19 protein-coding genes and 2 pseudogenes are annotated in these 18,783 nt (G+C 44.9%); 1 reads left to right on the top strand and 20 read right to left on the bottom strand.

What is annotated here, in order from left to right:
- Positions 1–62 precede the first annotated feature (62 nt).
- The 16 genes and pseudogenes from purL to tpiA all read right to left on the bottom strand — a co-directional run bounded on the left by purL (position 63) and on the right by tpiA (position 15,036).
- A complete protein-coding gene (purL, locus tag J5A60_RS01935) occupies positions 63–3,956 on the bottom strand; it encodes a phosphoribosylformylglycinamidine synthase (RefSeq protein WP_212510395.1) in 3,894 nt (1,297 codons plus the stop codon).
- Between the two features lie 160 nt (positions 3,957–4,116).
- On the bottom strand, positions 4,117–4,413 hold the full coding sequence (gene fis / locus J5A60_RS01930; RefSeq protein ID WP_032997766.1) for a DNA-binding transcriptional regulator Fis: 297 nt from the start codon (positions 4,411–4,413) through the stop codon (positions 4,117–4,119).
- Between the two features lie 20 nt (positions 4,414–4,433).
- Positions 4,434–5,396, bottom strand: a complete 963-nt coding sequence (gene dusB / locus J5A60_RS01925; RefSeq protein WP_212510394.1) for a tRNA dihydrouridine synthase DusB — start codon at positions 5,394–5,396, stop codon at positions 4,434–4,436.
- A gap of 287 nt (positions 5,397–5,683) precedes the next feature.
- Positions 5,684–6,568, bottom strand: coding sequence for a 50S ribosomal protein L11 methyltransferase (gene prmA / locus J5A60_RS01920; protein ID WP_212510393.1), 885 nt, complete (start codon positions 6,566–6,568; stop codon positions 5,684–5,686).
- Between the two features lie 17 nt (positions 6,569–6,585).
- Entirely contained in the window at positions 6,586–8,019 is a 1,434-nt protein-coding gene (gene panF / locus J5A60_RS01915) for a sodium/pantothenate symporter (protein WP_212510392.1), read from the bottom strand.
- Entirely contained in the window at positions 8,016–8,291 is a 276-nt protein-coding gene (locus J5A60_RS01910; RefSeq protein WP_212510391.1) for a YhdT family protein, read from the bottom strand. The genes panF and J5A60_RS01910 overlap by 4 nt, the downstream gene beginning before the upstream one ends.
- A gap of 12 nt (positions 8,292–8,303) precedes the next feature.
- Positions 8,304–8,429 (bottom strand): annotated as a pseudogene (locus tag J5A60_RS01905) (single-stranded DNA-binding protein); the annotation flags it as partial.
- 13 nt (positions 8,430–8,442) lie between these two features.
- Positions 8,443–8,892, bottom strand: coding sequence for a hypothetical protein (locus tag J5A60_RS01900; RefSeq protein ID WP_212510390.1), 450 nt, complete (start codon positions 8,890–8,892; stop codon positions 8,443–8,445).
- Positions 8,893–8,903: 11 nt separating this feature from the next.
- On the bottom strand, positions 8,904–9,224 hold the full coding sequence (locus J5A60_RS01895; RefSeq protein ID WP_212510389.1) for a hypothetical protein: 321 nt from the start codon (positions 9,222–9,224) through the stop codon (positions 8,904–8,906).
- Positions 9,225–9,305: 81 nt separating this feature from the next.
- Positions 9,306–10,652: an acetyl-CoA carboxylase biotin carboxylase subunit gene (gene accC / locus J5A60_RS01890; RefSeq protein ID WP_212510388.1), complete on the bottom strand. Its 1,347-nt coding sequence runs from the start codon at positions 10,650–10,652 to the stop codon at positions 9,306–9,308.
- A 41-nt stretch (positions 10,653–10,693) separates the two neighbouring features.
- Positions 10,694–11,155 carry an acetyl-CoA carboxylase biotin carboxyl carrier protein gene (gene accB / locus J5A60_RS01885; RefSeq protein WP_212510387.1) on the bottom strand — a complete coding sequence of 154 codons (462 nt, stop codon included), beginning with the start codon at positions 11,153–11,155 and terminating at the stop codon, positions 10,694–10,696.
- 147 nt (positions 11,156–11,302) lie between these two features.
- A complete protein-coding gene (gene aroQ / locus J5A60_RS01880; protein ID WP_006717072.1) occupies positions 11,303–11,752 on the bottom strand; it encodes a type II 3-dehydroquinate dehydratase in 450 nt (149 codons plus the stop codon).
- 106 nt (positions 11,753–11,858) lie between these two features.
- Positions 11,859–12,860, bottom strand: a complete 1,002-nt coding sequence (gene menC / locus J5A60_RS01875; protein WP_249113898.1) for an o-succinylbenzoate synthase — start codon at positions 12,858–12,860, stop codon at positions 11,859–11,861.
- Positions 12,861–12,929: 69 nt separating this feature from the next.
- Positions 12,930–13,172 (bottom strand): annotated as a pseudogene (locus tag J5A60_RS09520) (nucleotidyltransferase domain-containing protein); the annotation flags it as partial.
- 103 nt (positions 13,173–13,275) lie between these two features.
- Positions 13,276–14,133: a 1,4-dihydroxy-2-naphthoyl-CoA synthase gene (gene menB, locus J5A60_RS01870; RefSeq protein ID WP_005701557.1), complete on the bottom strand. Its 858-nt coding sequence runs from the start codon at positions 14,131–14,133 to the stop codon at positions 13,276–13,278.
- 111 nt (positions 14,134–14,244) lie between these two features.
- Positions 14,245–15,036: a triose-phosphate isomerase gene (gene tpiA / locus J5A60_RS01865; RefSeq protein WP_109103942.1), complete on the bottom strand. Its 792-nt coding sequence runs from the start codon at positions 15,034–15,036 to the stop codon at positions 14,245–14,247.
- Between the two features lie 174 nt (positions 15,037–15,210).
- Between tpiA and J5A60_RS01860 the strand changes: the two genes are divergently transcribed.
- Positions 15,211–15,654: a GNAT family N-acetyltransferase gene (locus J5A60_RS01860; protein WP_109859234.1), complete on the top strand. Its 444-nt coding sequence runs from the start codon at positions 15,211–15,213 to the stop codon at positions 15,652–15,654.
- 106 nt (positions 15,655–15,760) lie between these two features.
- Here J5A60_RS01860 and hemN read toward each other — a convergent pair whose 3' ends face one another.
- The 4 genes from hemN to tadA all read right to left on the bottom strand — a co-directional run bounded on the left by hemN (position 15,761) and on the right by tadA (position 18,780).
- Positions 15,761–17,128: an oxygen-independent coproporphyrinogen III oxidase gene (gene hemN, locus J5A60_RS01855; protein ID WP_212510385.1), complete on the bottom strand. Its 1,368-nt coding sequence runs from the start codon at positions 17,126–17,128 to the stop codon at positions 15,761–15,763.
- 16 nt (positions 17,129–17,144) lie between these two features.
- Entirely contained in the window at positions 17,145–17,579 is a 435-nt protein-coding gene (locus tag J5A60_RS01850; RefSeq protein WP_212510384.1) for a DUF2489 domain-containing protein, read from the bottom strand.
- A 13-nt stretch (positions 17,580–17,592) separates the two neighbouring features.
- Positions 17,593–18,153: a Der GTPase-activating protein YihI gene (yihI, locus tag J5A60_RS01845; RefSeq protein ID WP_212510383.1), complete on the bottom strand. Its 561-nt coding sequence runs from the start codon at positions 18,151–18,153 to the stop codon at positions 17,593–17,595.
- Positions 18,154–18,252: 99 nt separating this feature from the next.
- Complete coding sequence (gene tadA / locus J5A60_RS01840; protein WP_212510382.1) at positions 18,253–18,780, bottom strand: tRNA adenosine(34) deaminase TadA; 528 nt, start codon at positions 18,778–18,780, stop codon at positions 18,253–18,255.
- Positions 18,781–18,783 lie beyond the last annotated feature (3 nt).

Here is an 18,783-nt window from a genome sequence, read left to right as displayed (position 1 = left end):
AAATCTCCTTAAGTTAATATAATATTTTGAAAACTAAGCCAATCATATCCAATATAAAGTAATTAGGCAAACACCACCCTCGCATTCCTAAACACCCGCATCCAAGCCCCATCTTCTCCCCACTCTTCCGGATGCCATGAGTTGCTCACGGTGCGGAAGACGCGTTCCGGGTGTGGCATCATGATGGCGACGCGGCCGTTGGTGTTGGAAAGGGCGGTGATGCCGAGGGCGGAGCCGTTCGGGTTCGCCGGGTACACTTCTGTCGGGTTGAGGTTGTTGTCGATGTATTGCGCCACGATCAAGTTTTGCGCTTGAAGTGCGGTTAAATTTTCAGGCGTTTTGAATTCCACTCTGCCCTCGCCGTGGGAAACGGCAATTGGCATGTGAGAGCCTGCCATGCCTTGGAACCACAGGGAGTTGCTTTCGTTAATGCGAACCAAGGCGGCGCGGGCTTCAAAACGTTCGGATTTATTGCGCACGAAACGCGGCCAATTTTCTGTACCCGGGATGATTTCCGCCAAGGTGGAAAGCATTTGACAGCCGTTACAAATGCCAAGTGCGAGCGTGTCTTCACGTTCAAAGAATTGGCTGAATTGATCCCGTAAGTGCGGGTTAAATAAAATGGATTTTGCCCAACCGCCACCGGCGCCGAGCACGTCGCCGTAAGAGAAGCCGCCGCACGCCACTAACGCATTGAAGTGTTGCAAGTCATAACGGCGATTGTGTAAGTCGCTCATGTGAACATCGATAGCCTCAAAGCCGGCGCGGTCAAATGCCGCCGCCATTTCAACATGACTGTTGACGCCTTGTTCGCGCAACACCGCCACTTTCGGGCGCTTGCCGGTGGCAATATAAGGTGCTGCAATGTCTTCGCTTGGGTCGTAGGTTAAACGGGCGGAGAAGCCTTTGTCCTGCGGATTTTTCTTCGCGGCAAATTCTTGGTCGGCACATTCCGGGTTGTCGCGTAAACGTTGCATTTGATGGGTCAATTCCGCCCAAATGCCGCGTAATTCGGAACGTTTTTCATTAAGTAGCACTTTGTTGCCGCGGGTGATTTCGATTTCGTCGTTTTCAGTCACGGCGCCTAATTCTTTCACTAAGTGCAACACATTGTGTTTGGCAAAGACATCGCGCACGAGACTCAAATCGCTGTCGCGCACTTGAATCACCGCGCCCAATTCTTCGTTAAATAACACCGCTAAATCGTTGTCGCCCAAGGCGCTGATATCCACAGCCACGCCACAATGTCCGGCAAATGCCATTTCAGCCAAGGTGACGATTAGCCCGCCATCGGAGCGGTCGTGATATGCCAATAATTTTTCTTGCGCCACCAATTCTTGCATGGCGTTAAAGAAGTTTTTCAATGTGTCGGCATTAACCACATCCGCCGGTTTGTCACCAAGTTGCGCATACACCTGCGCTAACGCCGTAGCACCCAAGCGGTTGTTGCCTTCGCCCAAATCCACCAACAACAAGCGGGATTGCCCTTTGTCAGTGCGTAATTGTGGGGTGACGGTTTTTCGCACATCTTCCACGCGGGCGAAGGCGCTGATAATCAAAGAAAGCGGCGAAGTCACGCTTTTTTGCTCGCCATTTTCCTGCCAAGTGGTTTTCATGGACATGGAATCTTTACCCACCGGAATGGTTAAGCCTAATTGCGGGCAAAGCTCTTCGCCCACGGCTTTCACCGCAGCGTATAAGCCTGCGTCTTCGCCTTTGTGGCCTGCGGCGGACATCCAGTTGGCAGACAATTTAATGCGTTTAATGTCGCCGATATTCGTGGCGGCAATGTTGGTGAGGGATTCTGCCACGGCTAAACGGGCAGACGCAGCGAAATCGAGTAATGCTACCGGCGTGCGTTCACCCATGGACATAGCTTCGCCGTAGTAGCTATCTAAGGTCGCTGTGGTCACCGCGCAGTCTGCCACCGGCACTTGCCACGGGCCGACCATTTGATCACGCGCCACCATGCCGGTCACCGTGCGATCACCGATAGTAATTAAGAAGGTTTTTTCCGCCACCGCAGGCAAACGAAGTACGCGATGTAACGCTTCTTTTAATTGAATCTGGCTTTGTTCAAGCTGTTCGCCGTTAACGCTAGCGGTTTGCACATCGCGGGTCATTTTCGGGGTTTTACCGAGCAACACGCCCATTGGTAAATCAATCGGATTGTTGTTGAAATGCTCATCGTGTAAGGTTAAGTGTTCTTCTTCCGTGGCTTCACCGATCACCGCATAAGGCGCGCGTTCACGACGGCAAAGTTCCTCAAAGTGCGGTAGTTTTTCCGGATGAATGGCAAGCACATAACGTTCTTGTGATTCGTTACACCAAATTTCCAATGGGCTCATTTCGCGCTCGTCACTTAGGATTTTACGGAGTTCAAATTTACCGCCACGGCCGCCGTCATGCACCAATTCAGGCATGGCGTTGGATAAACCGCCCGCGCCCACGTCATGAATAAAGGCAATCGGGTTGTCATCACCCAGTTGCCAGCAACGGTCGATCACTTCTTGGCAACGACGTTCCATTTCAGGGTTATCCCGTTGTACGGAGGCGAAATCCAAGTTTTCTTTCGATTTACCGGACGCCATAGAAGAGGCGGCACCACCGCCCAAGCCGATGTTCATGGCCGGGCCACCAAGCACAACCAGTTTTGCGCCCACCGGAATGTCGCCTTTTTGCACGTGTTCGGCACGAATGTTACCGATACCGCCCGCCAACATGATCGGTTTGTGGTAGCCACGCACTTCTTCGCCATTGAAACTATTCACTTTTTGTTCGTAAGTACGGAAATAGCCAAGCAATGCAGGACGACCGAATTCGTTGTTAAACGCCGCGCCACCTAACGGGCCTTCCAACATAATATCTAAGGCGGAAGCAATACGGTTTGGTTTAGAAAGCGGCGCTTCCCAAGGTTGTTCAAAGTTTGGAATGCATAAGTTGGACACAGAAAAGCCCACCAAACCCGCTTTCGGTTTTGCGCCGCGACCGGTAGCCCCTTCGTCACGGATTTCACCACCGGAACCGGTTGCCGCCCCCGGGAACGGGGAAATGGCGGTCGGGTGGTTGTGGGTTTCCACTTTCATTAAAATGTGGGTGTCTTCATTGTGATAACGGTAAATGCCGTCTTGATCCGGGAAGAAACGTCCCGCTTTGGAGCCTTCCATCACTGCGGCGTTGTCTTTATACGCGGAAAGCACAAAATCTGGGGTTTTCTCAAAGGTATTTTTGATCATTTTGAACAGGGATTTATCCTGTTTTTTACCGTCGATAATCCAGTCAGCATTGAAAATTTTGTGGCGGCAGTGTTCCGAGTTGGCTTGTGCAAACATATACAGCTCAATGTCGTGCGGGTTGCGTCCAAGTGCGGTGAAATTTTCCATCAAATAATCGATTTCATCTTCCGCCAATGCCAAGCCAAGTTCCACGTTGGCACTTTCTAAAGCGCTGCGCCCGCCGTTTAAAATATCCACGATTTTTAACGGCTTCGGTTCTTGTTGGCGGAACAACACTTCCGCCTCATCAGCCTTGCGCACCACAGTTTCCATCATACGGTCATGTAAAAGTGCGGTCAGTTTTTCCGTCGTTTTTTCATCTAACGACTGTGTCAATTCAAAGTAATACACCAAACCACGCTCAATACGTTCCACTTCATTTAAGCCGCAGTTATGGGCAATATCGGTGGCTTTAGACGACCAAGAGGAAATGGTGCCGACCCGCGGAATCACAATAAAACTTTCCCCTTTGGCTTCATGTTCGGCAAGGGTCGGTCCGTAATGCAACAAGGCTTTTAGTTTGGCTTCCTGTTCAGCAGAAAGAGTGGAGTTTAATGCCACAAAATGCACATACTCCGCATACACGGATTTCACCGGTAATTGTTGCTGTTGGAATTTTTGCATTAAGCCATGAATACGGAATTCGGAAAGGGCAGGTGAGCCACGGAAAGTTTGAAACATGAGGATTACCTTTAAGGTTGAATTGAAACAAAAATTGCGGGCTATTATAAAGGAAATTGGGATAAACGAAAACGTTTGCGCAAGAAAAACAAACGGGAAGAAACAATAAAAAAAGCCCTTGTCAAAAGGACAAGGGCAAGAATGAAAAATGAGCTAAAAACTAACCCATACCGTATTTTTTTAATTTTTTACGCAATGTACCGCGGTTAATGCCAAGCATTGTCGCCGCGCGGGTTTGGTTACCACGGGTATATTGCATAACCATATCCAACATCGGATGTTCAACTTCTGCCAATACCAACTCATAAAGATCGTTGACATCTTGACCGTCTAATTGGGATAAGTAATTTTTTAAAGCCTGTTTCACAGAATCGCGTAATGGCTTGTTGGTTACTTGAGATTGAGAATTCAGCACAGAAACAGTTAATGCTTCCGCCGGATTACGTTGTTCTAACATTGTTCTATCCATTAATTAAATCAAATTAAACGAAAAAATTGTTCTAATGCGTCTAACTGCGCCGAAGCGGAAGTGAGCGCATTAAAATCTTGTTTGAAAACAGAATGAGGTTGAATATCCTGTAAATACCAAGCGATATGCTTACGTGCGATTCGGTAACCTTTTTCATCACCGTAAAACTGATGCAGCTCACGGATATGTTGCAAAATTACACCGCACTTTTCTTCTAAACTTGGTTCGGTCACGATCGAATTGTGTTCCACCAACCCCACCATGGTTTGAAACACCCAAGGTCGGCCTAATGCCCCTCGGCCGATCATTACGCCATCTGCCCCCGTATAATCGAGCACAAATTTGGCTTGTTGTGGGGAAATCATATCGCCATTGGCAATCACCGGAATGGAAACAGCTTGTTTTACCGCTTTAATCGAGTCATATTCCGCGACGCCCTCAAATTTACAGGCGCGCGTGCGACCATGCACGGTTAACGCTTGAATGCCACTTTGCTCTGCGATTTTAGCAATCTCGACACAATTTCGATTTTCCGTATCCCAACCGGTGCGAATCTTCAACGTTACCGGAACGTTGACCGATTTCACGACGGCCTCAAGAATCTGTTGAACTAAGTCGGGATATTGCAAAAGAGCGGAGCCCGCCATTTTACGATTCACCTTTTTCGCTGGACAGCCCATATTAATATCAATAATTTGAGCGCCGTATTCCACGTTCACTTGAGCGGCTTGCGCCATTTCGTCGGGATCGGAACCCGCAATTTGTACGGCATTGATACCGGCATCTTGGTGGTGCGCTAAGCGCAATTTCGATTTTTCGGTATGCCACACTTGCGGATTGGTTGACATCATTTCTGAAAAGGTTAAACCCGCCCCGTAATGGGCGCAGATTTTACGGAAAGGTTGATCGGTAATTCCCGCCATGGGTGCCAATAAAATGCGATTTTTTAATTGATAATGACCAATGCGCATTATGACTCCGCGACTTTCCAACAACTTGACCAAACTCGGCTGCCAACCGACAAGGTGCGCTATCATACGCACTTTTAATGCGTTTGCAAAGGGTAATTTTTATACAAATTATAATTTTTTTAGATCCAATTCAATTTGCCAAATTTCTGCAGAAATTTGCTATAAAAGAATTGACTTTGATGGGGAAATTGTCTCGTTCATTGAGCGCCGTAAAACAAAAAGTGCGGTGAAAAAACGTGATATTTCTCCACCGCACTTTTCTATTATACTTTGAGGCTTATTGTGCGTTATGCCTTTAGCTTACCGGTAATTCGACACCATTCTTCGCGCTCTGCCACCGGCGCCAACACAAAGCGCTCTGCATAAGCATCACACACGGATTGTGCTTGTGTCGCCAAAATGCCTGATAAACCTAAATCCCCGTTTGGTTTCACTAACTGGCTAATCACCGGGTAAAGCTCTTTTAACGGCCCCGCCAAAATATTCGCCACCACCACATCGGCTTTCAAGTCCGACGGTTTTGCATCAGATAAAAACAGTTGCAAGCGATCTGCCACACCATTTTGTTCCGCATTGTTGCGGCTGGCTAAAATCGCTTGTGGATCGATATCAATACCGACCGCACTTTTTGCGCCCAACTTCAATGCCGCAATGGCCAAAATGCCGGAACCACAACCAAAGTCGATCACCGTTTTATCTTTCAAATCTAAACTATCAAGCCATTCCAAACAAAGTGCCGTAGTCGGGTGCGTCCCCGTACCAAACGCCAAGCCCGGATCAAGCATCACGTTCACGGCATTCGGATCCGGCACATCACGCCAGCTTGGGCAAATCCACAAGCGCTGACCAAATTGCATTGGATGAAAATTATCCATCCACTCGCGCTCCCAGTCTTTGTCTTCGATTTGTTCGATTTTATAGGCAGTATGTTCATTTACATGGTTCGCCTGTTTAAGTGCCTCCACCACCACATTCATATCGGTTTCTGCATCAAATAAAGCAATCACATCGGTGTTGCCCCACAAGCGGGTTTCTCCCGGCAAAGGCTCAAAAATCGGGGTATCTTGGCTGTCCATAAAAGTAACGGACACCGAGCCGATTTCTTCTAAAAAATCACTGATTTGCTCAGCCTTTTCATTAGTACTGTTTAGGCGAATTTGAATCCAAGCCATGTTTATTCCTATATGTTTTATGATGAATGGCGCTTCTCGCCGATTTTATTCCCAATCAAAAATGCCACCAAGCCAAAGACGAGAGATGGCACAATCGGGTTGAAGCCAAAGAGTTTAATGCCAAATTGGGTAAATAAAATAAATGAAACCAAGCCGACCAACATGGAGCTAACCGCACCGTAAGCATTGGCTTTGTCCCAGTAAAGTCCAAGAACGATAACCCACAAAAATGCGGCTTCAAGTCCACCAAAGGCAAACAGATTCAGCCAAATAATCATATCCGGCGGATTCAGAGACGCAAAAATTAAAAGTGCGGTCAAAATTAACGTAATGATTGAGGAGATTAGGCCAATCCGTTTTTGATTTTGCACTGCCTGCGGTTTTGCCGCCAAATACAGGTCTTTCACAAAAATAGAAGACGATTGAATCAGCTGCGCATCCACCGTGGACATAATCGCCGACATTGGTGCCGCAAGGAAAATCCCCGCCACAATCGGTGGCAACACTTGCAACATCAGGCTCGGAATCACTTTATCCGACACCGTTAAATCCGGTACGATGGCGCGCCCCAATGCGCCCGCCAAATGCATACCAAACATGATAATCGTCAACACGATCGTGCCGATCAACATACCATTGTGCAGGGCTTTGCTGTCTTTAAACGCCATGCAACGCACTGCCGTGTGCGGCAAGCCGACCACACCGAAGCAAACCAAAATCCAGAAAGACGCCATAAATTGGAAATCTAACATCTCATTTGGTCCGTACGGGCTGACGAGGCTTGGGTCAATTTCAGTTAATTTTTTGACCGCACTTTCCACGCCGCCTACCTGATAAATCACGCCGACTAACAACACAATCGTGCCGAGAATCATCACGGTACCTTGGATTGTATCCGTCAACACCACGGCACGGAAACCGCCAATGAAGGTATAAATTCCCACGGTTAAAGCGAAAATTAACAAGGCTTGGGTGTAAGGAATGCCGATGGTAGTTTCCAATAAACGGGCACCACCGATAAATTGCACGGTCATCGCCGCAAAGAACGCGATCAACAACGCAACACAGGCAATCCATACCAAATATTTATTTTTATAGCGATAAAGCAATAAATCATTGATCGTCAAGGCGTTAGTTTCTCGTGAAAGCAAGGCAAATTTTTTCCCCAGCGCACCAAGCGCCAACCACACGGCAGGTACTTGGATCATGGCAAGCAAAACCCAGCCTAATCCGTATTTATACGCCGCACCGGGGCCACCAATAAAGGAACTGGCGCTGGCATAAGTAGAGGCAGTCGTCATGGCGAGCACAAAACCCGTCATAGAACGGTTGCCGACATAATATTCAGAAAGAAAATCCCCGCCTTTTTGACGTTTCACATAAGCATAAATCGCCGCCCCGAAGACAAAGGCTAAATAAATGACGAGCGGAAAAATAATCCCTAGGTTCATTGGTGACGCTCCGTTGTCGAATATTGTTTTTTCTCTTCCACATCCAGCGGAATATCTTGAAACACAATTTTAATCAGCCAATACGCTACCACAATAAACAGAATCGGCAGGTAAATGCAGGCCAGTTCAAACCACAGAGGAAAACCAATTGGGCCTTGTGTACCTTTTGGCAAGTAAGCACATAAGCACCAACCAATCACATAAAGCAAAGTTAAGCCCAATGCCCAACGGGCTTCTTTGGTCGCTTGTTTATAACGTTGTTGTAAGTTCATATATCATTTTTCTTTATCTGTCCAACTTTCACTTGTTGCCACGCTAAGGTTAGCAACGGTATCACCATTTGGCATAGTGCGAATTTCCGGTGGATTGCCTAAGTAACCAACAATCGTAACTTTGTTTACCCCAAACATAATTTCTCCTTATTTAGTTGTGATGAGAATCATTGTGATAAGAATTGCCTAAGTCTTGAAATGAGTGTTCAAAAGAACCGCTTAAATCTACTCCATAAGGATTCCCTCCTACATCAATTCCATTAGATGTTGGCAACCCAGTAGCCGGATTAATTGAATCAAAAGAACCGCTTAAATCTACTCCATAAGGATTCCCTCCTACATCAATTCCATTAGATGTTGTCAACCCAGTAGCCGGATTAATTTCATTATGAATAAATGATGAATTATTAGTGTTTACACCATTCATTGAAAAGTTTGAGTTAAAGAATGATGAATTATTAGTATTTATATCATCCATTGAAAAATTTGAATTATGAACCATTCTTTTTTTTCTTAAAAAAAGCGCATATTCTTCTTTAGTCATAATTCTAAATCCAATTTTGTCTTTAATTTTTTTTAATAAATTAAAAAATAATTTCATAATGTATCCTCCTAATACTTATCTTTATATTTATCTTCGTTTGCCTTTTCTCTGTTGTTAGCAAATTTCTCTGCTGAATCAGACATAATCCGATTTTTTCCGGCTTGTATATCATAAGAGTTTCTGACATTTTGATTTCTATTGTCATTAGGATTAATATGTTCAATAGGATCTGTTTTTATCCCCATTTTTTTAGCTTGTTCTTCATAATCAAATCCACGATTGCCTACATGATTTTCAACTTGACCGCTTAAATTACTATGACTACCGCCACTGTGCTTTGGCCTCCTGAATTTCCTCGGGTAAAGTCGCCTTGTGAAGCTAACACGCACATTCCATTTCCATCATGAATATTCCGCAATCCTAAATAAAAAAAGTGGACTGAGATCCACTTTTTCTATTAATGCTACGTTTTATTCGTGCATACCTAATTTTTTCTCCAAATAGTGGATATTTGTGCCACCTTTTTGGAAGTTTTCGTCTGCTAAAATCAGATCATGCAACGGAATGTTCGTTTTAATACCGTCAATGATGGTTTCTGATAACGCATTTTGCATACGACGGATCGCGACTTCACGGGTATCGCCGTAAGTAATCAATTTCGCAATCATGGAATCATAATGCGGAGGAACGGTGTAACCTGCGTAAACATGAGAATCCCAACGCACGCCTAAACCGCCCGGAGAATGCAAATGATCAACTTTGCCCGGTGAAGGCAAGAAGGTTTTTGGATCTTCCGCGTTGATACGACATTCCATCGCATGGCCTTTCACTTTAATGTCTTCTTGTTTGAAAGAAATCGGCAAGCCTGCAGCAATACGCAATTGCTCTTTCACCAAGTCCACACCGGTAATCATTTCCGTCACAGGATGTTCCACTTGAATACGGGTATTCATTTCAATGAAATAGAACTCACCGTTTTCATATAAAAATTCAAATGTACCTGCACCACGATAGCCAATTTCCACACAAGCCTTAGCACAACGAGAACCGATATCACGACGAACTTCTTCGGTGATACCCGGTGCAGGTGCTTCTTCCACCACTTTTTGGTGGCGACGTTGCATAGAACAGTCACGCTCTGCCAAGTAAACCGCATTGCCGTGGGTGTCCGCTAATACTTGGATTTCCACGTGGCGTGGGTTTTCCAAATATTTTTCCATGTAAACCATGTCGTTGTTGAAAGCCGCTTTCGCTTCTGCTTTCGTCATGGCAATAGACTCTTCCAACGCCTCTTCGCTACGGACTACACGCATACCACGACCACCGCCGCCACCGGAGGCTTTGATAATGATCGGATAGCCAATACGTTTCGCGATTTCTTTGTTTTTCGCGATGTCAGAGGTTAATGGGCCATCAGAACCCGGTACGCAAGGCACACCGGCTTTTTTCATGGCGTTAATCGCGGACACTTTGTCGCCCATCAAACGAATCACATCGGCAGTTGGTCCGATAAACGTGAAACCGGAGCTTTCTACCTGTTCGGCGAAATCCGCATTTTCGGAAAGAAAACCATAGCCCGGGTGAATAGCATCAGCCCCGGTCACTTCAGCTGCAGCAATAATTGCCGGAATATTTAAATAACTTTTTGCAGATTGAGCAGGACCGATACACACGGTTTCATCCGCAAGCAGAACGTGTTTTAACTCACGGTCGGCGGTGGAATGAACCGCAACGGTTTTAATGCCCAATTCTTTGCAGGCGCGCAAAATTCGCAGTGCAATTTCACCACGATTGGCGATAACAACTTTTTCTAACATAATAAATCCATTCTTGTTTAAATTATGGTGTGCTATGTTAATTATTCGATAATAATCAACGGCTCATCAAATTCGACAGGCTCACCATCATTTACCAAAATAGCTTTTACTACACCTGCTTTATCCGCTTCAATACGGTTCATCATTTTCATCGCTTCAACGATGCAAAGTGCATCACCTACTTTTACGGTTTGCCCCACTTCAACAAACGCTTTCGCTTCAGGGCTTGGACTACGATAGAACGTTCCTACCATCGGAGAACGGATCTTATGACCAGAAACTTCTTCAGGTGCTGCAGCAGGGGCTGCCGGCGCGGCAGCTGGTGCAGCAGGAGCCGCAACCGGAGCCGGCGCAGCTGCTGGAATGGAATACTGAACATTTGCCGGCGCGGCAACAGTGGCACGACTAATACGTACAGAACCCTCTTCTTCTGAAACTTCGAGTTCCGTAATACCGGATTCTTCCACTAATTCAATCAGTTTTTTAATTTTACGAATGTCCATAGTTTTTTCCTAAAATATGCTAGATTTTCACCGCACTTTTGAAAAAAGCACGGTATGGATTAAGATAAATTTTCGCCCGAGAGATTACCTCAAAATCATTATTTTGGCGATAAAATTCTGCGATTTTTTGCTAAATTTCGCCGATCTTCACTTTTTTGAAAGATAATTTACGGCAAACTGCAATGCGAAATCATACCCCTGCGCACCACAGCCACAAATCACACTTTCCGCCACATCACTAAAATAGGAATGATGACGAAATGGTTCTCGTTTATGAATATTGGATAAATGCACTTCAACGAAAGGAATGCCAACGGCAAGTAACGCATCACGCAACGCCACACTGGTGTGGGTATAGGCCGCGGGATTGATAATAATAAAATCCACTTTTTGAAAGCTTTGGTGAATTTTCTCAATTAATTTTTCTTCGCTATTGGCTTGAAAACAATCCAGTGCCACTTGCTGTTTTACCGCTTGTTGTTGCAAATGCCGTTCAATTTCCGCTAAGGATAAATGCCCGTAATGACCTGGCTCACGCACGCCTAACATATTCAAGTTCGGGCCATTTAACAGCAAAATGTTGTATTTTGATGACATATCACATTCCTTTTTATTGCGCGCATTATAATGATTTTTCGCTTTTTGCTGGTCTAATCTGTAAAAACGTCCCAGTAAAAAATAGCGGAAAAAAACGACCGCACTTTTAATCTAAAATAACTTCGGTAATGAATTCCGAATCCAAGCCAACGACAGGTAATTCCGACCCCGGCCAGGCTCTGACGACTTGATAATCCATTAAATCCAGTGTGTCTAAGCCCGGCGTGACATTTGGCGTATATTGTTGCGCCATGCGTGCCAGTTGGGTTAAACCGAAGCTACTTTCAATGCTGGAACTGATAACCGCTTTCATACCTAACGCATGCACCTGAGCAATCAACTCGGCACAACGTTCAATAGATCCCACCAAGGTCGGTTTAATTACAATCGCCGCCAAGTGCGGTTCTTTTTCCACACGAAAATCAGGTTCACGTACACTTTCATCCCAGGCAATGTTAATGCCGGTTTCTGCCGCAAATTGACGACTTTCCTCACGGGTTTTGCAAGGTTCTTCAATAAATTGAATGCGCGCACGGTGTTCCGGTTTCACATATTTGGCGAACATTTGCGCTTTAGCAGGCGTCCAGCTGCGGTTAGCATCTAGCCGTAATTGCAAATCCGGAATGGCTTCTAACAACATATCGGCAATAAGGCCATCACGATTGGCTTCATACATGCCCACTTTCACTTTCGCCACTTTTTCACCCTGCATTTGATCCAGCGGTTCATAAAGCTCATCCGGGTCGCCATAACATAAAGGCGCGGTTTGATAGTTGCCTTCGTCACCCAAACGTCCTTTCATTTCCATCAACGCACAACTGAGCCCGAACGCCACAGAAGGATACAAATCATCCGTTAAATCCAGTTTTACGTTACAACTGCGGGATTGATCCCATTTTTCCAGCCATTCGATGGCTTGGGCTTGGGCTTGGTCTAAGGTTTCATGACTAAACTCCGGCAACGGCGCAATTTCGCCCCAACCTTCATTTTGCCCACAGCACACTTTCACTAAAAGACCTTCACGCTTTTTCAAAAAGCGATTGCGCAAAATCAGTTGAGAATCCACCGGAATGGAATAACGGAAAAGTTGGTAACGACGATGTTGAATGGCGCAATTTTTCTTTTCATAGAAAATTTTGCCCACCTGTTGAATATGTGCCAGTAAAGCCGGTTCGGTAATCTTGTCATAAATGACTACATCGAATTTATACGGAATGGTAGTTTGCGACAGGGTTTGCTGAATGTCGTGCAACATGGCGTCAGTAATGCCATCGCCTTTTAAGGCTAAATCAATGTCCGAGTCTTCACGAAAATTCCCCTTCCCACGCGAGCCAAATAAAATTGCTGTTTCAACCTGAGGGAAATGGCGCAAATTCCAACCGATGTTTTTAATGATTGTTTCTGTTAAACCGAAATCCATTATCTTTACCTATATCAATTGCAGAGAAGAAATTGCTGTGTGCGAAATAACGAAAGTGCGGTCGATTTAAAAAACATTTTTAAAAACGACCGCACTTTTTATCTTAAGGATTGCGCTTAAATTTACCAAAGTCCGGCGCGCGTTTTTCATTGAAGGCGTTGCGACCTTCTTGGCCTTCTTCTGTCATGTAGAACAACATGGTGGCGTTACCGGCAAGTTCTTGAAGACCGGATTGTCCGTCGCAGTCAGCATTCAATGCCGCTTTCAAGCAACGCAAGGCAATTGGGCTGTTGCGTAGCATTTCACGGCACCAACGTACGGTTTCTTTTTCTAACTCAGCGTAAGGCACCACCGTGTTCACTAAGCCCATATCTAACGCCTCTTGTGCATTATATTGACGGCATAAGAACCAAATTTCGCGCGCTTTTTTCTGACCAACGATACGCGCCATGTAGCTTGCGCCCCAACCGCCATCAAAAGAACCTACTTTCGGGCCGGTTTGGCCGTAAATGGCGTTATCTGCGGAAATGGTCAGGTCACACATCATGTGTAACACATGACCGCCGCCAATGGCATAACCTGCCACCATCGCCACCACCGGTTTTGGGCAAGTACGAATATCACGTTGGAAATCCAACACGTTAAGATGATGTACGCCGCTGTCGTCTTTATAGCCGCCGTAATCCCCACGTACTTTTTGGTCACCGCCGGAACAGAACGCTTTTTCGCCTTCACCGGTTAGCACGATAACACCGATTTTTTCATCAAAACGGGCATCGGCAAAAGCGGTGATCATTTCTTTCACAGTTTGCGGACGGAAAGCATTGCGCACTTCCGGACGATTAATGGTGATTTTGGCAATGCCGTCGGTGGATTTGTGATAACGAATGTCGGTATAACCCGCGCTGTGGTCAACCCACTCAACCGGTGCATATAAAACATCATCTTTTGGATTTTGCATGAGGAATTCCTTTAATTTAAGGTTAAAAAAGTGCGGTCATTATAGCGGAAGTTTCTGAAATCTGAAAACGAAAAGGGTCGGTATTCACCGACCCTCAAGGACAAAATGAAATTAGTTTTTCGCTTTTGCCGCAGCTTTCACGATCACCGCAAAGGCAGGAGCTTTTAAGGAAGCGCCACCCACTAATGCACCGTCAATATCCGGTTGGGTGAACAATTCTGCCGCGTTAGCATCGTTAACAGAACCGCCGTATTGAATGATCACTTGATCAGCAACCGCTTGAGATTTTTTCGCAATATGACCACGAATGAATGCGTGTACGGCTTGCGCTTGTGCCGGAGTCGCAGATTTGCCGGTTCCGATTGCCCAAATTGGTTCATACGCAATCACCGCACCGTTGAAGGCTTCTACGCCTAACAGGTTGATGACCGCATCAATTTGGCGTGCGCAGACTTCTTCAGTTTTACCCGCTTCATTTTCCGCTTCGGATTCACCAATACATAACACAGGCACCAAGCCAGCTTCTTTTAACGCTCCAAATTTTTTCGCCACGAATTCATCGCTTTCTTTGTGATAAGTACGACGCTCGGAGTGACCAATAATAATGTATTTCGCGCCAAAATCTTTCAACATTTCAGTGGAGATATCACCGGTGAAAGCACCTTTCACATTCACATCCACGTTTTGTGCGCCTAATTGGATGATATTTTGACCGCCACAGCTGCAGCCGCAACCGGATAATAATTTTTCAGCTTCCCCCAAATACATGACCGGTGGGGCAATTGCCACGTCACAACCGGTGACACCGTGCAACTCTTCTTTTAAGCCGGTGATTAATTCACGGGTGAAAGCTTTGCTACCGTTTAATTTCCAGTTACCCATAACTAAAGGACGACGAGCCATTTTATTTCTCCTTAATATGATTGAATAAAAACTGCGCTTACTATAACAAAAAACGCCTGCTTTTTTTGGTAAAAAATCACAGTTCTAAAAAATTTTCTTTGTAACAGATGATTCTTTTGGGCTAAAAAGATACAATCTACTGTATAAATTTAACAAAAAATGACCGATTGCCTCATGATTAAAATTTTTAAAGCTGAACAATGGAACCTAGAAACACTCCTACCGCTATTTGAAGAATATCGTCTTTCTCAGGGCATGACAGAAAATCCGGAACGTACGCTCACCTTTCTTTCCAACCGTATTCGTTTTAGCGAAAGCATTTTTTTCCTTGCGCTCGACCAATCCCAACAAGCGCTCGGTTTCATTCAACTTTATCCTCGTCTTTCTTCGCTACAATTACAGCGCTACTGGCAATTAACAGACATTTTCGTGCGCCAAGGCAATCAATCAAACGATATTTACACCGCACTTATTGCCAAAGCCAAAGAATTCGTCAGCTACACGCAATCCACGCGATTAGTGGTAGAACAAGATCGACAGCAACATCATTTACTGGAACAAGAAGGTTTCCGCTTAAACCCGAAAAAATCTGTGTTTGAATTGAATTTAGTGGGGTAATGATAAACGAAAAGTGCGGTTGAAATTTCCGATGAATTTCAACCGCACTTTTTATTTTAGAAAACAGGCGCAGAGATAGGCATAAAACCTACCCAGACATTTCAAATTAAATAATCCGCGAAAATTGCTGTTGTTTTGCTTGTGCGCGTGAATACGTGTCGAAACACAAACAAATATTACGAATCAACAAACGTCCTTTTGCGGAAACCGTGATTTGCGCCTCACCGATATCCAATAAACCATCGGCAGCCAAAGGTGCGAGCAAGGCCAAATCTTCAGCAAAGTGTTGTTTAAAATCAATATTGTACTGTTTTTCTAATGGGGCATACGCTAATTTAAAATTACAAATCAATTGCTTAATGACATCCCGACGCAAACAATCTTCTTCTGACATGGCTAAACCTTTATGCAAGGCAATGCCGTTGGTATCCACCGCGGTATAATATTCCTTCAAATCTTTCTGATTTTGCGCATAGGTATCCCCCAATAAGCTGATTGCCGACACACCCAGCCCCAACAAATCACATTCTTCCTGCGTCGTATAGCCTTGGAAATTACGGTGCAACACGCCATTTTGCTGTGCAATAGCAAGTTCATCGTCCGGTTTGGCAAAATGATCCATACCAATAAACTTATAACCTGCACTGCCCAGTGTTTCGATGGTTTTTTGTAAAATTTCCAGCTTCGTCTCCGGTTTCGGTAACTGCCAATCTTTTATTTTTGCTTGTCCGGCGAAACGGCTTGGCAAATGGGCATAGTTAAATACGCTCAATCGATCAGGGTTGAGTTCAATGACTTTTTTCAAGGTGAACATAAAGCTCTCAACACTCTGGAATGGCAAACCATAAATCAAATCTAGGTTAGTCGATTGAAAACCCAGCTCACGAGCGCGCATCAACAGCGCATTGACAAATGCCTCATCCTGTTCGCGATTCACCGCTTTTTGTACGTCTTTATTGAAATCTTGTACGCCCATACTGATGCGGTTAAACCCGATGTTATGCAAATGTTCTAACATCGAAAGCTCAATTTCACGAGGATCCATTTCAATACTGATTTCTGCGTTATCGGCGATATTAAAATGGTCGCGCAACATTTGCATTAAACGGGCAGATTGTGCTTCCGTTAAATACGTTGGCGTGCCACCGCCCCAATGCACTTGCGTTGCCACACGATTTGTAAATAATTTCGACCGCTCTTTTATTTCTCGTTCCAGAAAATCCAAGTAAATGTCGGCTTTGTGCTGATGGCGCGTAATGACTTTATTACAGGCGCAGAAATAACAAAGTTTATGGCAAAACGGAATGTGAACATATAATGACAACGGACGTGTTGGATAACGTTGTGCCGCGGCAATAAAGTCCTCATTCGTATACTGTTCGTTAAACTCAAGCGCTGTCGGATAGGATGTGTAGCGCGGACCGGATTGATTATATTTTTGAATTAATGCTAAATCCCAAATGATCTCAGACATTCAATTTCCCCCACGTTTATAATGTTTGGATATCCGTTAGAAGTCGGTTTAGTTCTAACTTAATCTTACTTTCAAGCTCGGCTTCTGTGCTTTCACGCTGTAAATCCAAACGCATTCTTTCGTTCTTTTTTAATTCTCTGCGAGCCTCATGGGTCGGCATATCTTCGACCGTTTCATACAATCGCCACATGGCAGAATAATGTTTTAGGCTCATGCCCACCGGTTCGAGTAGCATTTTCAAACGCAATACACCTTCTGATAAATTGCAATCACCGTTCAACATGGCTTTCGCAATAATCTCAAGGCTTTCTTTAATGCGATGAATACGGTTTCGGCGTGCTTGCAACAGTGCTTTTTTCTGCTTTTGCAACGCCAGCAACAAATACGCGGCATAACCGACCATACCGGCAATGATGATGACAGCTGCAATGAGTAAAAACGTTTTCCACATAATTTAAAGATACTTATTTAAATTGGTTGATGTCGATTCGTTCAAAAGTGCGGTATAAATCTTCATCGTTTTCTTCATCATCCACAATGCCTAACTCGTCCATTAATTGCGCGACACGCGCCAAACAGGTATCCACAAATTTTTGATCTTCGGCAGACAATTTTTTACCTTCATCCAATTGATCCAACAACTGATTCAAACATTCGTTATTTTCTAACTGTTCTAATTCTACCATCGGATCCAAGGTTGCTTTTGGCTCAGATTTTGCAGCTGATACTGCTTGCGCTTTTTGCGGTTTATTCACAAATTCCACCATCAACGGCACTTTTTTACGGCTACCGATTCGTGGATCCTGAATTTCTTTTACTTGATTCGCGGCTCTATTTTCCGGCGCACTATGACGAGAACCGGAATCCAATCCTTTATGCTTACGTTTTTTCTTCTCTTCACGGGCTTTCGCATCCAGTTCATAACGTGTCGCTTTGCGGCCGGAAAGGGGTTGTTCCGGTTTTTTATCGGATTTGCGGGCCGGCATGATATCTGTAAGGCGGCGAGTCTTTTTCTGACGGGACATAACTTATCTCTTGACTAATAAAATTGAGCGGCGATTGTATCACTCCGCAGGAAATTTAACGAGGGATATTAAAAAATGCTGAAAAAAATGACCGCACTTTTAATCATCAGACTTCGCTTCAGTCATCAACTGTTGCGCTAATTTCGCTTCTTTCTGCTGCGCGCGGCGTTTTTGAAAAAACGCACTGAGTTTTTCACTGCATTCCTGTTGCAACACGCCAGCGGTGATTTCGATGGCATGGTTCATTTTATAATCATCAAAAAAATGAAAACGAGAACCTACCGCACCGGTTTTATAGTCTGCCGCGCCAAACACCAAGCGGTTAATACGGCTGTGCAAAATCGCACCGGCGCACATAGTGCAAGGTTCCAACGTGACGTATAAGGTTGCATTCAACAAGCGATAATTTTGTAAGGTTTGTCCGCCTTGACGCAACGCGACAATTTCAGCGTGCGCAGTGGGATCAGAATCAATGATCGATAAATTCCATCCCTCACCAATAATTTCACCCTCTTCGCTCACTAACACGGCACCCACAGGAATTTCACCCAAGGCTTCTGCTTTGTCCGCCAACATTAAGGCGTGGCGCATAAATTGTTCATCCAGTTGCTGTTGAGATTCAGTCATGAG

The sequence above is a fragment of the Aggregatibacter sp. oral taxon 513 genome (genome assembly GCF_018128305.1).
Classification (GTDB): Bacteria; Pseudomonadota; Gammaproteobacteria; order Enterobacterales; family Pasteurellaceae; genus Aggregatibacter; species Aggregatibacter segnis_A.
Note: the sequence above shows the minus strand (reverse complement) of the source record. Positions and strands in the feature narration are given on the sequence as shown.